This is a genomic window from Nocardiopsis sp. iso_237, from assembly GCF_056173345.1.
Genome location: NZ_CM149669.1, coordinates 1,389,445 through 1,404,296, shown reverse-complemented (window position 1 = coordinate 1,404,296; position 14,852 = coordinate 1,389,445). Strand labels below are relative to the sequence as shown.

Here is a 14,852-nt window from a genome sequence, read left to right as displayed (position 1 = left end):
CGCGACCCGATTAACCGGCCGAAGGGGTGTCTTCGTCCCCCTGGACGGCCTCGTCCGCGTCCTCGGCCGGGTCCCGCGCGGGCTCGGCGTCGGAGCGGATGTCGATGCGCCAGCCGGTGAGGCGCGCGGCGAGACGGGCGTTCTGCCCCTCCTTGCCGATCGCCAGCGACTGCTGGTAGTCCGGCACGACCACGCGGGCCACCCGGGCGGCCATGTCGAGGATCTCGACCGAGTTGACCCGGGCCGGGGAGAGCGCGTTGGCGACGAACACGGCGGGGTCCTCGGAGTAGTCGACGATGTCGATCTTCTCTCCGTGGAGCTCGGCCATGACGTTGCGGACGCGGCTGCCGAGCGGGCCGATGCAGGCACCCTTGGCGTTGACGCCGCCCCGGTTGGAGCGGACCGCCATCTTCGTGCGGTGCCCGGCCTCGCGGGCGATCGCGGCGATCTCCACGGTGTGGTCCGCGATCTCGGGGACCTCCAGCTCGAAGAGCTTGCGCACCAGGTTGGGGTGGGTGCGCGAGAGGGTGACCGAGGGGCCGCGGTGGCCCTTGCGGACCTGCACCACGTAGGCGCGCAGACGCTCGCCGTGGGTGTAGTCCTCGGTGGGGACCTGCTCCTGCGGGGGCAGGACGGCCTCGATCTTGCCGAGGTCCACCAGGACGTTGCGCGGGTCGTTGCCCTGCTGGATGATCCCGGAGACGATGTCGTGCTCGCGTCCGGCGAACTCGCCCAGGGTCAGCTCGTCCTCGGCGTCGCGCAGACGCTGGAGGATGACCTGCTTGGCGGTGGAGGTCGCGATGCGGCCGAACCCGGTGGGGGTGCCGTCGAACTCACCGACGACCTCGCCCTCCTCGTCGGTCTCGGAGACCCAGACGACCACGTGGCCGGTGGAGCGGTTGAGCTCCACGCGGGCCTTCCTGTCGGGGCCCTCCTCGCGGTGGTAGGCGATCAGGAGGGCGTCCTCGATGGCCTTGGCCACGAGCTCGACGGCGATGTCCTTCTCGCGCTCCAGGCTGCGCAGGACACTCATGTCAATATCCATGGGGCTCCCCCTCTAGTCCGCCGCGTCGGTGTCGGCTTCGCGACGGAATTCCACCTGGACCTTGGCCTTGGCGATCGAGTCGTAGGCCAGGGTGCGGGGGCGGCCCTTGACGTCCAGGGTGACGCCCTGGTCGTCGGACCCGGTGACGCGCCCGGTGAGGTCGCCGCCCTCGACGAGGGAGACCTTCACCAGACGCCCCTGGGAACGCCGCCAGTGGCGCGGCAGCGTCAGCGGACGGTCCACCCCCGGAGAGGTGACCTCCAGCACGTAGGCCTGCTCGCCCATGACGTCGGAGGCGTCCAGGCTCTCGTTGACGGCCTGGCTGACCTCACCGACGGTGTCCAGGTCGACCCCGTTGTCGGAGTCCACGACCACGCGCAGCACCCGGCGTTTGCCCGCGGGTGTCAGCTCGACGGCCTCCAGGTCCAGTCCGGCCTCGGCCAGTACCGGCTCAAGCAGCTCGGCGATGCGCTCGTTGCGCGCCTGCGCTCCCATGCGTGATTAGCCCCTCAAACGGCGAAATCCCGCCCGCTCGGCCGTGTGCCGTTGAACGGGGCGGTCCAGCTCTGTACGTAGTCTTCGTCGAATCCGCTCCGCGCCCCCGTGAGGGGAGCGTGAGCGCCGCGCGTCGCGTGCGACGGCGGTTGTGGTGCAAGGGTATCCACACCTGAGCGCCGCCCAGGTCGGTACACGCGGACGGGGGAGGTCGCGGACGGGGGTCCGGCCCACCGGAACACCGTCCTGGCAGGGGGTGTCGGCACGACCCGTGCCCGTCGTCGACCGTGGAAAGATGGGGGCTGACCGCCGGTGACGGCGGTGCAGTCGACGCCGTGGGGCACGGGAGGAGAGCGCGCGTGGACCAGGGGAACGCCAGCGGTCGCACGGCGCCCGGGCTGACGAGGAGGTCCTTCGCGGCCAGGAGCCTCGTGCTGACGGGTGTAGCCGTGACCGGCGCCGTCGCGGGCGCGGTCGGGGTGAGTGGCTGCGCCGGGGCCGACTGGTACCCGTTCGACGTCACACCGGACGTCGCCGTCCTGCGCTCGCTCATCCGTGAGAAGGAGCGGGCCGTCGTCCGGCACGAGGCCGCGCTGGAACACGGAACGGGCCCGGCGGAACTGCTGGAGCGCCTGCTGGAGGACCACGTCACCCATCTGGACGCGCTGTTGGACGCCCTCCCCGAAGGGGTGGAGCCGCACGACGGGGCCGAGGACGGGGAGGGCGGAGCCTCCGCCGCCCCGGCGGGGGACGCCGCGCTGGAGGCCGTGCCCGACGTCGCGGGGCTGCGCGCCCTCGCCGCGGCCGCGACCGGTGCCCGGCTCGACCAGGCGGCGGCCGTGACCGACCCCGGGCTGGCCCAGCTCGTGAGCGGGATCGGTGCCTGCGAGGCCGGACACGCCCACCTGCTCGCCCGTGCCTGAGCGGGCCCGGATGCGACGGTGCCGCAGCGTCGGTGCGGCGGACGGCGCCGGAGAGAGAAACAGAGCGACATCCCAGGAACGTCCGAGCGACGTGATGGCGGAAGGCAGGTAGTCAGGTGAGCGAGAGCCCCACGCCCGCGCAGGGCTCCCGGGAACCCGGTGCGGACGCGTCCCCCTCCGAGGACGGCGACCCCACCGCCGCGGCACTGGCGGAGGCCCTGAGCGCCGAGCACGCCGCCGTGTACGGGTACGAGTTCGTCGGTGGTGCCGCCGGTGACCGGACCCGGCGTGAGCGCGCCTCGGCGTCCGCCTACGAACACAAGGCACTGCGGGACGCCCTGCACGCCGCCTCCGTCGAGCGCGGTGTGGACCCCCCGGCCGCGCTCGCCTCCTACCCGCTGCCCGAGGGCCGCGACGACGGCGACATGGACGACTTCGCCGTCCGGCTGGAGGAGACCACCATGAGCGCCTACCTGTGGCTGAGCGCGTCCGCCGACACCGACCTGCGGGTCACGGCGGCCCGCAGCCTCCAGGAGGCGACGGTGCGTTCGTTGGAGTGGGGCGCCGAGCTCGACCCCCTCCCCGCCTTCGACCGGGGCTGACCCGGACCGCCGGGTACCGATCCGGGTACACGGAGGGGGCTCCCGCGCCGGTGCGCGGGAGCCCCTCCTCGGTTGTGCCGCGCCCTACTCGGCGCAGGCGGCGACGGTGCTCTCGACGATCTCCCCGACCGGCACGTCGGTGCGCTCACCGGTGCGGCGGTCGCGCAGCTCCACCAGGCCGTCCTTGAGGCCGCGGCCGACGATGACCACGGTGGGGATCCCCAGCAGCTCGGCGTCGTTGAACTTCACACCGGGGGCCGCCTTGCGGTCGTCGACCAGCACGCGCAGGCCGCGCGCCTCCAGCTCCCCGCCGATCCGCAGGGCCTCCTCGACCTCGCCGCCCTTGCCCGTGCCAACCACGTGCACGTCGGCGGGGGCCACCTCACGCGGCCAGACGATGCCCTTGTCGTCGTGCGACTGCTCGACGACGGAGGCGACGGCGCGGGAGACGCCGATGCCGTAGGAGCCCATCGTGACGCGGCGGGGCTTGCCGTCCGGGCCGAGGGCGTCCAGCTTGAAGGCGTCGGCGTACTTGCGGCCGAGCTGGAAGATGTGCCCGATCTCGATGCCGCGTGCCGTGTAGAGGGTGCCCCGGCCGTCGGGCGAGGCGTCGCCGTCGCGCACCTCCGCGACGTCGATGGTGCCGTCCGGGGTGAAGTCGCGTCCGGCCACGAGGTCGAGCACGTGGTGGTCGGTCCGGTCGGCCCCGGTCACCCAGGAGGTGCCGGTGGCCACACGCGGGTCGACGAGGTAGCGGACCTTGTTGTCCAGCAGGGCGCGCGGGCCGATGTAGCCCTTGGCCAGGAACGTGTTGGCGGCGAAGTCGGCGTCGTCCAGGAGCGCCACCTCGGCGGGCTCCAGGGCGGCCTCCAGGCGCTTGAAGTCGACCTCGCGGTCGCCGGGCAGGCCGATGCCCAGGAGCTCCCACTCCTTGCTGCCCGGGGCGCGGGTCTTGACCAGGACGTTCTTGAGGGTGTCGGCCTCGGTGAAGTCGCGGTCGAGGCCGGCGCCGTTGAGGAAGTCGACCAGGGTCTGGATGGTGGCGGTGCCGGGGGTGTGGTGGACCCGGGCCTCGGGCAGCCCCTCCACGGGACGCTCGGCGGGGGCCGGGGTCCGCACGGCCTCGACGTTGGCGGCGTAGTCGGACTCCGTGCTGCGCACGAAGGTGTCCTCGCCGGTGGGCGCGACCGCCAGGAACTCCTCGGACGCCGATCCGCCCATGGCGCCGGAGGTCGCGGAGACGATGACGTAGTCCAGGCCCAGCCGGTCGAAGATCCGGATGTAGGCGGCCCGGTGCCTGTCGTAGGACTCCTGGAGGCCCTCGTCGTCGATGTCGAAGGAGTAGGAGTCCTTCATGTGGAACTCGCGGCCGCGCAGCACTCCGGCGCGGGGGCGGGCCTCGTCGCGGAACTTCTCCTGGATCTGGTAGAGCACCACCGGGAAGTCCTTGTAGGACGAGTACTCGCCCTTGACGAGGAGGGTGAAGAGCTCCTCGTGCGTGGGGCCGAGGAGGTAGTCGGCGCCCTTGCGGTCCTTGAGGCGGAAGAGGGTGTCGCCGTACTCCTCCCAGCGCCCGGTGGTCTCGTAGAACTCCTTGGGGAGCAGCGCGGGCAGCAGGACCTCCTGGCCGCCCATCGCGTTCATCTCCTCGCGCACGACGCGGGCGACGTTCTCTAGGACGATCTTGCCCAGGGGCAGCCAGGTGTAGATGCCGGGGGCGGCGCGGCGGACGTACCCGGCGCGGACGAGGAGCTTGTGGCTCGGCACCTCGGCGTCCGCCGGGTCCTCACGCAGGGTGCGCAGGAACAGGTTCGACATCCGCAGTAGCACGGCCACTCCTCGGTGATCGCGCCCCGGAGGGGCGCGGGTTGGGACTTCTGGGGAACCCCAGGCTAGCGCTCCTTCGACGGGGTTCGCGCGCTGGTTTCCGATGGCTCCCGGCTGCGCCTAACGTTGGGGGATCGTGAGGACTGGGGCGGGGGACATGGGCAGACGTGTACGTGACAGGGTCGAGGCCGAGGAGGAGGTCTCGGTGGTGCCCGGGGTCGACCTGCTCGCTGACGCGGACCGCGCCAACTCGTGGTTCCTGCTGGTGGAGGGCACCCCGCAGTCGCACGTGGACCTGTCCGACCCCGGTTACCTCGACTTCTCGTACGTGCGGCGGATCGCGCACGCGGTCGACCTGCTGGCCCCGGAGGGTGAGCCGGTCGAGGCGATGCACCTGGGCGCCGGGGCCCTGACGGTGGCGCGGTACGTGGCGCACAGCCGTCCGGGGTCGCGGCAGCGCGCGGTGGACGTGGACGCGGCGCTGGTGGAGCTGGTGCGGCGGCGTCTGCCGTGGGACCGGAAGACGCAGCTGAGGGTGGGGATCGGTGACGCCCGGGACTGGATCGCCGCCAGACACGAGGACAGCGCGGACCTGATCGTGTCCGATGTCTTCTCCGGGGCGCGGACCCCGGCCCGCCTGACCTCGGTGGAGTTCTACGCCGAGGCGGCGCGGGTGCTGCGGCCGGGCGGGTTCCTGGTGGTCAACGTCGGGGACGGCTACGCGCTGAAGCACACGCGCGCCCAGGTGGCCACCGTGCGTTCGGTGCTGCCGCACGTGGTGATGACCGCCGAGCCGGGCATCCTGCGCGGGCGCCGGTTCGGCAACCTGGTGCTGGTGGCGGGCCACCGGCCGCTGCCGACGGAGGAGCTGGGGCGGCTGGCGCACCGGGATCCGGAGATGGCCCGGCTCGTCGAGGGCGAGGACCTGGACCGGTTCCTCTCCGGCCACTCCCCCGTGCACGACGCGGACGCGAAGGACTCCCCCGCGCCGCCGACCGACCTCTTCTGAGGTCCGTCTACTCCGGAGGGAGTAGGCCCGTCCACGAAGAGTCACCCTGAGGAGGACGGCGGCGTCGGTGCGGCGCCCGTACCGTCGGGGGCGTGGCAGCACTACTCTCACGCGTCCCGCGTCCCACCCGCACCGACGTCCGCCTGACGGCCGCCCTGCTGTTCCTGTCGATGGGCAGCACCCTGGTGGTCGTGGTGGTCGACCCGGTCCCCGAGGACCTGGACCCCTGGCCGTGGGGGTGCGTCCTGATCCTCACGGCCTGCCTGCCGGTCCTGTGGCGGACCGCCCTCCCCCGCACGGTCGCCGTGGTCTCGGTCCTCTCCGCCACCGTCTACTACCCGCTGGGCTTCCCCGACGGCATGGTGATGCTGTGCACCGCCGTGATGCTCTACACCGTGGTGCGCTGGGGGTACCGGGCCTTCGGGTGGACCCTGGGCGTCGGCCAGTTCGTGGCGGTCAACGCCTACGAGTTCCTGGCCACGGGTACCTACCGGCCCGAGGCGGTCGGGATCGTGGCGTGGGTCATGCTGCTGCTGTGCGCCGCCGAGGTGGTGCGCTGGCGCCAGGAGTACCTGAACGCGGACCGCGAGCGCGGGCTGGAGGCCGCCCGCACCCGCGAGGAGGAGCTGCTGCGCCGGGCCTCCGACGAACGGCTGCGGCTGGCGCGCGACGTGCACGACACCGTGGCCCACAACATCTCGCTGATCAACGTGCAGGCCGGTACGGCGCTCTACCTGATGGAGAGCCAGCCGGAACGGGCCGTCGAGGCGCTGTCCACCATCAAGCAGACCAGCAAGGACACGCTGAGCGAGCTCAGGGCCATGCTGGGGGTGCTGCGCGCGGTGGACGAGGACGCGGCCGCGCCCCGCTCGCCGGTCCCGGGCCTGGACCGGGTCGGGGACCTGGTGGAGGGCGCCCGGGGCGCGGGGCTGCCCACCGAGGTGGAGGTGACCGGGGAGGAGCGGCGGCTGTCCGTGGGAACCGAGGGAGTGGCCTACCGGGCCGTGCAGGAGGCGCTCACCAACGTGGTCCGCCACTCCGGGGCGGACGGCGCCCGGGTGCGGATCGACTACGGGCCCGCGCTGCTGACCATCGAGGTCACGGACGACGGGCACGGGACGGTGGGCCCGCCCGCCGTGGGCAACGGCATCACCGGGATGCGGGAGCGTGCCGCCCTCGTCGGCGGCTCGGTGGACGCCGGGCCCGTGGAGGGTGGAGGATTCCGGGTGCGGGTGCGGTTGCCGATCGACGGTGACCCCCGTGACGAACGGGGGGAACGGGTTGATCCGGGTACTGCTCGCGGATGACCAGGCTCTGGTGCGGGCCGGGTTCCGCGCGCTGTTGGACAGCGCGCCCGACATCCAGGTGGTCGCGGAGGCTGCCGACGGCGCGGAGGCGGTCCGGCTCGCGCTGTCCGAACGACCCGACGTGGTCCTGATGGACATCCGGATGCCGGGTGTGGACGGGCTGGACGCCACCGGCCGCATCCTGGCGGAACCCTCGCTGGAGCGGACCCGGGTCGTCATCCTCACCACGTTCGACCTGGACGAGTACATCTTCGACGCGCTGCGCGGGGGCGCCAGCGGCTTCCTGGTCAAGGACACCGAACCGCGCGACCTGCTCCAGGCGGTGCGGGTGGTGCACGAGGGCGAGGCGCTGCTCTCCCCCGGTATCACCCGGAGGCTGATCTCGGACTTCGCCCGCCGCCCCGCGGGCACGCCGGTCCCCTCGGTCCGGCTGAACGGGCTCACCGACCGCGAGCGGGAGGTCCTGGCCCTGGTCGGCCGCGGGATGTCCAACGAGGAGATCGCCCGGGAGCTGGTGCTCAGCCCGGCCACCGCCAAGACCCACGTCAGCCGCGCCATGGTGAAGCTGGGCGTGCGCGACCGGGCCCAGCTCGTGGTCCTCGCCTACGAGACGGCGCTGGTGACCCCCGGCTGGTCCCAGGACGGGTAGCGGGCGGGGTCGGCACCACCGCGGACCCCGGGCGACCCCGAGGGGCCCTCGGGGTCGTCCCGTACGCCCAGGAGAGTAGGCGCGGCGCCGGAGTACCCCTCCGGACGGCCCTCGGATGCCGCCCTGGGGCCGATGTGGGGCCCATGACCGTCGGCGGAGGCTGTGGAGCGTCCCCACCGACGACCGCAGAGGCCCTCCCATGTTCGACGACCCCCTCGTACTCGCCCGGCTCCAGTTCGCGCTGACGGCGGCCACGCACTACCTCTTCGTGGCGCTCACGCTGGGCCTGGCCCCGTACATCCTCGGCACCCAGCTCGTGGCGGCCCTGCGCGGAGACCGGTCGCGCATGGTGGCCGTGCGGTTCTGGGGCGGCCTGTACCTGGTCAACTACGGCATGGGCGTCCTGTCCGGACTGGTGATGGAGCTCCAGCTCGCGGTGAACTGGAGCGGGCTGCAGGAGACGTTCGGGTACACCTTCGCCGCTCCCCTGGCCGTGGAGACGATGACGGCGTTCTTCGTCGAGTCCACGTTCCTGGGGCTGTGGATCTTCGGCTGGGACCGCATGGGCCGGTGGGCGCACCTGTTCTGCTTCGCCGTGGTCACCGTGACGGCGTACTCGTCCGCGTGGTGGGTGCTGGTCTCCAACGGCTTCCTGCGCCGTCCGGTGGGCTTCGAGATCGTGGACGGGGTCGCACACCTGACCGACCCGGTGGCCATGGTGACCAACCCGGCGTCGGTCCTCGCCTTCCTGCACGTGGTCAGCGGTGCCCTGCTGGTGGGCGCACTGGTCGTGGCGGCCGCCAGCGCCCACCACCTGCTGCGGGGGAACGACCCGCACGGCCTCTTCCGACGCGGCATGGGCTTCGCCGCGGTGACCATGACGGTGATGCCGATGGTCGTGGTGGGCTTCGGCGGCGCGCAGTTCCCGCTCTTCGGACAGGACCCGCCCACCAGCGGTCTGACCTACACGGCCGAGCAGATCGAGGCGATCGAGGCCGCGGGACCGGGCGCCCTCGTGTCCGCCGCCAACACCGCCGGTGAGGCCGTGATGATGACCGCCTGGGTGGTCATGTTCCTCCTCGGCCCGGTCATGCTGCTCGCACGGTACGGAGGGCCGCTGAACCCCCGGCGGTGGTTCCGGCGGGGCGGCCCCGCCGTCCCCGGTGGCGCCGCCCGCCCCGGCCCGTCCCGACTGGTGCCGTCCTGGTTCCGGCCGGGCCGCTGGGGGCTGGCCCTGCTCCTGTTCTCCCCCTTCCTCCCCTACCTGGCGAGCGTGGGCGGCTGGGTGTACCGCGAGACCAACCGGCAGCCCTGGGTGGTGGTGCACCACCTGACCACCGCCGACGCCGTGACACCCCTGTCGCCCGGCGCGGCCGCGGTCTCGTTCACCCTGTTCACGGTCGCCTTCGCGGTCCTGGCCTGCGTGACGTACTGGCTGCTGTTCCGCTACGCCCGGCGCGGCCCCGAGGGCGGTCCCCTCGCCGAGCGCCGTGAGGAGGGGCGGCCGGAGGCCCCCGACCCGGTCCACACGTTCTGAGCCGCACGCGCACGTTCCGAGAGTCAACGGGAATCAGAGGAAGCAGCCATCATGGAACTCCTGTCCGCAGCGCTCCTGGCCCTGTTCGTCGTCGGCTACCTGGTGCTCGCCGGGTCCGACATCGGCCTGGGCATGCTCATGCCCCACGTGGCCCGCACCCCGGACGAGCGCCGCCGCGTGGTCGCGGCCGTCGCCCCCTACTTCCTGGCCTCCGAGGTGTGGCTGGTCGCCGCGCTCGGCGTGCTGGCCGGGCTCTTCCCCGTCCTGGAACACCGGGTGGTGGGCGGTCTGTGGCCGGTGCTCGTGGTCCTGGCGCTCGGGTGGCTGGTCCGGGACGCGGGGCTGTGGTTCCGCTCCCGGGTGGACGACCGGCGCTGGTGGTCCGCGTGCGACACCGCGGTCGTGGCGGGCAGCTGGACACTGGCCGTCGCGTGGGGGCTGGCCCTGACCGGCCTGGTCGGCGGCGGCCTGGCGGCGGACCCGTTCACCGTCCTGGGGACCGTGGCGGTCGTCGCGCTGTTCGCGCTGCGCGGGGCGGCCTTCGGCGCCGAGCGCCTGGTGGGGGCCTCGGAGGCGGAGAGCGCGGACGCGGCCGCCCGGGCGACCCGCCCCCTGGCTCGGGCCGCGTTGGCCGCCGTGGTGTCGGCCGCTCTGGTCGGGGTGGGCTTCGGAGATCCGGCCCTGGCGCGTCCCGAGGTCGCGGCGCTCCTGGTCGTCACCCTCGTGGCGGCGCTGGCCGCGACCAGCGGACTGACCGGCCCGATGCTGTCCCGGCACACGTCGGCGCTGGCGATCGCGGTGCCCGGGCTGCTGGTGGCGCTCGCCGTCGAGCTGCCTCCGTCGGACCTGCCCGGGATGACCGGTGTGTTCGTGTGGTCGATGCTCCTGCCCGTGGTTCCGGTCATGCTCCTGGGCCAGGTTTGGCTGTACCGAATGACGCGCCGCCCGGCGACGGCCCCGACCTTCTTCGCCTGACCCCCGGCGTGGAAGGCACTGGTCAGGGTGGCCACCCCCGCAAAGGGCGGGTCCGACCCCGCCGGGTCATGGGAGGGCAAGGTTCCCGTCTTCGATTGGAAAAGCCGCTCAGCGGGCACTTCCTGGGGCGGGAAACTCGCCCGTGGCGCCGTGTCCGGTCCCGGACCAGGCGTGATCACGCACGGGTGACGGCGTCGAGCCCTTGAGGAGGGACTGTGACCGACCCCCTGACCAGACCACCGGGCCTGAGCGGATGCGGCTGCGGATCGAGCTGCGGCTGCGGCTGCCAGAACGGCGGTTCCTGCGGCTGTGGCGGCGGCTGCGGCTGACCGGTTCCCCAGGCGGGGCCCCCGCGCTCGTGCGACGGGTTCCCTCCCCCGACCTGCGGGCTGTCCCTCCCCTTGGGGACAGCCCGCGCCCCCACTCCCACCGGGCCGACGGCCGTGTGTCCAGGACGGACCACACCCCCAAGTCGCGACAATACGCGACGAGATGTGTACTCTATGTCACAGTGCTTTTCCTTGGGGGATGAGCCGCTGCGTATCCACCCGTTGGGGGCGATCAGCGATGCCGCCGTTCACGAGACCAGCGACACGGAGGGTCCAGGACTCCGAACACGCCCGGCTGCTCCAGTGCGTGCAGGGGATACTGGAGCGCTCCGACCGCGCCGTGCCCTGGGAACCGGACACGGTCGGACTCCCCGACGCCCGCTCCGACAGCGCCCTCGCGCGGATCAACGACGTCGCCTTCTACGCCAACGCGCGCAACGAGGTCTCCGCCCTGGCCGGACTCTGCCTGGACCTGCTCGGCCTGCACAGCCCCGACGACCGGGACGAGCCGCACTGCCAGGGGTGCCGCCTGCCCTGGCCCTGCCCGACCTTCGGTGAGATCGCCCGGCTCCTCGGCTGACCCTCCGCCCCGCCCCCTCGGAACATCCCGGAACGGACGACGCCCGCCGAGGTCGGGGCGCGATCCGACATCGACGGGCGACGGTTCCACCTGCCGCCGACGGCGCCCACGACCGAACAGTCGGGCACCCCCGCCGAGCGAGGCACACCCCGAGGCTAATACTGGAACACGTTCTACCGCAAGACCCGAACATCGCTCGGTTTCCCCGGAAGGTCCTGCTTGCACGGGGCAGTCAGGCACCGTCGGACGCGTCGCGACCCTGCAACCTGATCCATTCCGCGCCCGTGACAGGGCCTTCCCCTGGGATGAACACACGCCCGGGGAACGTCTCGGGGAGAAGGGGCGGCGCCGAGCGGTACGCACCGGCGGTCGGAGGAGTGGGCCAGGCCCAGGGGCGGGGGACAGCCCCTGGGACCGACGATGATCGGCGCGACCACCCGTACCCCTCGTGGACGATGGACCCTCCCACACGCTCCGGGGCGCGCCTGCAACACAGACGTTAACGAGACACCGGTAACGCGAACACCCCCCTTCGGGTAACCGGAATGTCTCGATTACCCCCAGGGGTTTCCCGCCAACCGGTGCCGACCTGCGATAACTCACCGCGACCGGGACGTCGCACACGTGCGTGAACGCCGCAGGGCAGGAGAAATCGCTGCGGGGACAAACAGAGAAGCCCTCGTCGGGAAACCCGGAACAGGAAACGTTCCACCGCGACCAAGAGAACGGTCGCGGGAGGAGGGGATTCCGACGAGGGCCAGAAATAAGCCTCCCCGGGTCTCACCCGGGGAGTGACCTCAGCTAATCCGTGTGGCCAGCAGATACGCACTGGGCGAATCGGCGTCGACGATTTCCGTCACCCGCCAGGCCTGGCCACCGACACTGAACACGTCATTGACGCGCACGTCGATCATGGGCGTGGGCCGCCACTCCTTCGGGCCGCCGATCTTGGCGACCGGCTGACCGTCGTCGTCGGTCCAGAAGCTCCCTCCGCCGACGGGACCGCCGGCGAAGCGGTCGTTGCGCCCGTAACTGATCTTCTCCTGCGCGCCGATCTCGTGGACCACCGTGGATTCAGTCCCAACCATCTCGAATAACCTGGAAAACGCATCCATATTAACCCGCGTGCACCAATTAAACAGGGAACCAACGGGTAAGATTAGCGCTTCAGCAGACTAGCCGACAAAAGTAATGCGCGGGCCAGGACTTTAGTCCCGACCCGCGCGAGTGGCGGTACAGAGAATTAATCAGTCACCGTTCGACGTGCCCCGACCGCCCTTGAGCCTGCCCACGAGCGTCTCCAGCGCCGAGCTGAACGGGTGGTCGTGCACCATGTAGGTCCAGGTCATCGACGGCCGCTTGACGCCGACCGAACTCACGTCCAGTTCGCCGTCCACCACCTCGAGCTCCTCGAAGCTCTCGGCGGCACGCGCCCGGGCGCCGTCCAGGAAGCCCTTGAAGACCGGGACCGCCTCGCGGTTGAACTCGTCGAGCGGGTCGCGGCGGCCCAGGTACCGCAGATGGATGCCCTCCCGCAGTTCCGACAGGAACGCGTTGTGGTCGGTCCAGCCCCGGTCCAGGTGGTACAGCGTGATGAGCTTGGCGGCCTGGGCGACCTCGTCCGGGTCCAGCTCCTCCACCAGCTCCTCGTGGCGCTCCTTGCGGTCCGCCGCGACGTGCCGGTCGCCCTGCCCCGAGGACAGGACCAGCTCGCGGTGCTCCAGGACCACCTCACGCTGCACGTCGATGAGCTTGTTGTAACGCCAGGTGTTGCGGTGGACCTCCAGCAGCTGGCCCTCGGAGACCCGCTGGGCGTGGTCGACCATGGCCAGCCAGCCCTCGTCGGTGATCTCACCGTCGGCCGTGGTCTTGTAGCCGGTGGTCTCGGGGGCGTGGTTCACCAGCAGGTCGTCGTCCATGCTGACGAAGAAGATGGAGTCGCCGGGGTCGCCCTGGCGCCCGGCCCGCCCGCGCAGCTGGCCGTCCAGACGGCTGCTGGGGTAACGGCCGAAGCCCATGACGAACAGACCGCCGGTCTCGACCACCCGGTCGCGGTCGGCCATGTCGCTGCCGCCCAGCCGGATGTCGGTACCGCGCCCCGCCATCTGGGTGGAGACGGTGATCGCGCCGTAGGTACCGGCCTCCGCGATGATGGAGGCCTCGTCCGCGTCGTTCTTGGCGTTGAGGACCACGCTCTCCAGTCCGGCACCGCGCAGCCGTTCGGCCAGCAGCTCGGACTCCGCGACGTCCTGCGTGCCGATGAGGATCGGACGCCCGGTCTTGTGGATCTCCTCCACCTTGGCGACCAGGGCGTCCTCCTTCTCCTCACGCGTGGCGTACAGGAGCGTGCCGTGGTCCTCGCGGACGTTCGGCTTGTTGGAGGGTACGACCGCCACCTCGAGTTCGTAGAACTCGCGCAGCTGTTCCGCGACGCTCATGGCGGTACCGGTCATCCCCGCCAGGGTGGGGTACCGCAGCACCAGCGACTGGACCGTGATCGAGTCCAACACCTCGCCGGTCTGGCTGACCGCGACCTTCTCCTTGGCCTCGACCGCCGCCTGGAGGCCGTCCGGCCAGCGCTGGAGGAGGGCGATCCGCCCGCGCGACTCGTTGATCAGCCGCACCTCGCCGTCGCGCACCACGTAGTGCACGTCGCGCTGGAGCAGCACGTGCGCGTGCAGGGCCAGGTTGACCTGGGGCAGCACCGAGGTGTCGTCCTCGGAGTACAGGTCCACCCCGCCCAGGGCCTTCTCCACCGCGTCGATACCGGCGTCGGTGAGCTGGACGTTGCGCCCCTCACCGTCGACCTCGTAGTGCATGCGCGGCTTGAGGCCCCGCACGACGTCGGCCATCTCGACGTCGGCGGCCACGGCCTCGGCCGCACCGGCCAGGACGAGCGGGACGCGGGCCTCGTCGACGAGCACGGAGTCCGCCTCGTCGATGATGGCGACATGGGGCTCGGGCACCACGCGGTCGTCGACGTCGGTGACCATGCGGTCGCGCAGCACGTCGAAGCCGAGCTCGCTGACGGCCGCGTAGGTGACGTCGCAGCCGTACGCGTCCTTGCGCTCGTCGACGGTGGACTCCTCGCTGACGGAGCCGACCGTGACCCCGAGCATCGCGTAGAGGGGGCCCATCCACTCGGCGTCGCGCCGGGCGAGGTAGTCGTTGACGCTGAGGACGTGGACCCGCTTGCCGCGCAGGGCGAACCCGGCGGCGGCGAGGCTTCCGGCGAGGGTCTTGCCCTCACCGGTGGCCATCTCCGCGACGTGGCCGTCGAGGAGGGCCATCACACCGAGCAACTGCACGTCGAAGGGGCGCTCGTCGAGGGTGCGCCGGGCGGCCTCACGGCCGACCGCGCACAGACTGACGAGGTCGTTCTGGGAGTAGGGAAGCTCGGCGTAGCCGAGGTCGATGGCCTTCTCCGTCAGCTCGCCATCGCTGAGTTCTCGCAGACCCTCCTCTTCGGCCTCGATCGCCGGCAGGAGCTTGGTATAGGGCCGCAGGTCCACCGCACCGGGCTTGCCCAGTAGGCGGCGGACGCTTTCCGCCATTCGTCCGAACACCACGCCAG

Annotated in this window: 13 protein-coding genes; 8 read left to right on the top strand and 5 right to left on the bottom strand. The window is 71.8% G+C overall.

From position 1 onward, the window contains the following. Window positions 1-10: 10 nt before the first annotated feature. Together nusA and rimP are read right to left on the bottom strand one after the other, a co-directional pair. Window positions 11-1,033, bottom strand: coding sequence for a transcription termination factor NusA (gene nusA / locus AC0VYM_RS06430; RefSeq protein WP_475462957.1), 1,023 nt, complete (start codon window positions 1,031-1,033; stop codon window positions 11-13). A 24-nt stretch (window positions 1,034-1,057) separates the two neighbouring features. Next, a complete protein-coding gene (gene rimP / locus AC0VYM_RS06425) occupies window positions 1,058-1,540 on the bottom strand; it encodes a ribosome maturation factor RimP (RefSeq protein ID WP_475460071.1) in 483 nt (160 codons plus the stop codon). Between the two features lie 359 nt (window positions 1,541-1,899). Between rimP and AC0VYM_RS06420 the strand changes: the two genes are divergently transcribed. Together AC0VYM_RS06420 and AC0VYM_RS06415 are read left to right on the top strand one after the other, a co-directional pair. Next, window positions 1,900-2,463, top strand: a complete 564-nt coding sequence (locus AC0VYM_RS06420) for a hypothetical protein (protein ID WP_475460068.1) — start codon at window positions 1,900-1,902, stop codon at window positions 2,461-2,463. A gap of 116 nt (window positions 2,464-2,579) precedes the next feature. Further along, entirely contained in the window at window positions 2,580-3,065 is a 486-nt protein-coding gene (locus AC0VYM_RS06415) for a ferritin-like domain-containing protein (protein WP_475460066.1), read from the top strand. Between the two features lie 84 nt (window positions 3,066-3,149). Here the strand turns inward: AC0VYM_RS06415 and AC0VYM_RS06410 are convergent, their stop codons facing one another. Beyond that, window positions 3,150-4,883 (bottom strand): proline--tRNA ligase, encoded by a 1,734-nt coding sequence (locus AC0VYM_RS06410; RefSeq protein WP_475462956.1) that lies wholly within the window; start codon window positions 4,881-4,883, stop codon window positions 3,150-3,152. A gap of 166 nt (window positions 4,884-5,049) precedes the next feature. Between AC0VYM_RS06410 and AC0VYM_RS06405 the strand changes: the two genes are divergently transcribed. The 6 genes from AC0VYM_RS06405 (at window position 5,050) to AC0VYM_RS06380 (ending at window position 11,278) form a co-directional block, all read left to right on the top strand. Beyond that, the gene (locus AC0VYM_RS06405; RefSeq protein WP_475460063.1) at window positions 5,050-5,901 is read left to right on the top strand and encodes a spermidine synthase; all 852 of its coding nucleotides are present in this window, start codon (window positions 5,050-5,052) and stop codon (window positions 5,899-5,901) included. Window positions 5,902-5,993: 92 nt separating this feature from the next. After that, window positions 5,994-7,208 (top strand): sensor histidine kinase, encoded by a 1,215-nt coding sequence (locus AC0VYM_RS06400; protein ID WP_475460061.1) that lies wholly within the window; start codon window positions 5,994-5,996, stop codon window positions 7,206-7,208. Then, entirely contained in the window at window positions 7,183-7,857 is a 675-nt protein-coding gene (locus tag AC0VYM_RS06395) for a response regulator (RefSeq protein ID WP_475460058.1), read from the top strand. Before AC0VYM_RS06400 ends, AC0VYM_RS06395 begins: the two co-directional genes overlap by 26 nt. A 199-nt stretch (window positions 7,858-8,056) precedes the next feature. Then, on the top strand, window positions 8,057-9,394 hold the full coding sequence (locus tag AC0VYM_RS06390) for a cytochrome ubiquinol oxidase subunit I (RefSeq protein ID WP_475460056.1): 1,338 nt from the start codon (window positions 8,057-8,059) through the stop codon (window positions 9,392-9,394). Window positions 9,395-9,445: 51 nt separating this feature from the next. Beyond that, entirely contained in the window at window positions 9,446-10,369 is a 924-nt protein-coding gene (locus tag AC0VYM_RS06385; RefSeq protein ID WP_475460053.1) for a cytochrome d ubiquinol oxidase subunit II, read from the top strand. Window positions 10,370-10,936: 567 nt separating this feature from the next. After that, a complete protein-coding gene (locus AC0VYM_RS06380) occupies window positions 10,937-11,278 on the top strand; it encodes a hypothetical protein (protein WP_475460050.1) in 342 nt (113 codons plus the stop codon). A 797-nt stretch (window positions 11,279-12,075) separates the two neighbouring features. Here the strand turns inward: AC0VYM_RS06380 and AC0VYM_RS06375 are convergent. Together AC0VYM_RS06375 and secA2 are read right to left on the bottom strand one after the other, a co-directional pair. Then, the gene (locus AC0VYM_RS06375) at window positions 12,076-12,345 is read right to left on the bottom strand and encodes a DUF6406 domain-containing protein (protein ID WP_026128913.1); all 270 of its coding nucleotides are present in this window, start codon (window positions 12,343-12,345) and stop codon (window positions 12,076-12,078) included. A 180-nt stretch (window positions 12,346-12,525) separates the two neighbouring features. Further along, window positions 12,526-14,832, bottom strand: a complete 2,307-nt coding sequence (secA2, locus tag AC0VYM_RS06370) for an accessory Sec system translocase SecA2 (protein ID WP_475460047.1) — start codon at window positions 14,830-14,832, stop codon at window positions 12,526-12,528. Window positions 14,833-14,852 lie beyond the last annotated feature (20 nt).

Bases quoted from the DNA above. Each gene is read 5' to 3' on its own strand.
- AC0VYM_RS06390 (WP_475460056.1), top strand. From the start codon at position 8,057: ATGTTCGACGACCCCCTCGTACTCGCCCGGCTCCAGTTCGCGCTGACG.
- AC0VYM_RS06380 (WP_475460050.1), top strand. From the start codon at position 10,937: ATGCCGCCGTTCACGAGACCAGCGACACGGAGGGTCCAGGACTCCGAA.
- secA2 (WP_475460047.1), bottom strand. From the start codon at position 14,832: ATGGCGGAAAGCGTCCGCCGCCTACTGGGCAAGCCCGGTGCGGTGGAC.
- rimP (WP_475460071.1), bottom strand. From the start codon at position 1,540: ATGGGAGCGCAGGCGCGCAACGAGCGCATCGCCGAGCTGCTTGAGCCG.
- AC0VYM_RS06405 (WP_475460063.1), top strand. From the start codon at position 5,050: ATGGGCAGACGTGTACGTGACAGGGTCGAGGCCGAGGAGGAGGTCTCG.
- AC0VYM_RS06410 (WP_475462956.1), bottom strand. From the start codon at position 4,883: ATGTCGAACCTGTTCCTGCGCACCCTGCGTGAGGACCCGGCGGACGCC.
- AC0VYM_RS06385 (WP_475460053.1), top strand. From the start codon at position 9,446: ATGGAACTCCTGTCCGCAGCGCTCCTGGCCCTGTTCGTCGTCGGCTAC.
- nusA (WP_475462957.1), bottom strand. From the start codon at position 1,033: ATGAGTGTCCTGCGCAGCCTGGAGCGCGAGAAGGACATCGCCGTCGAG.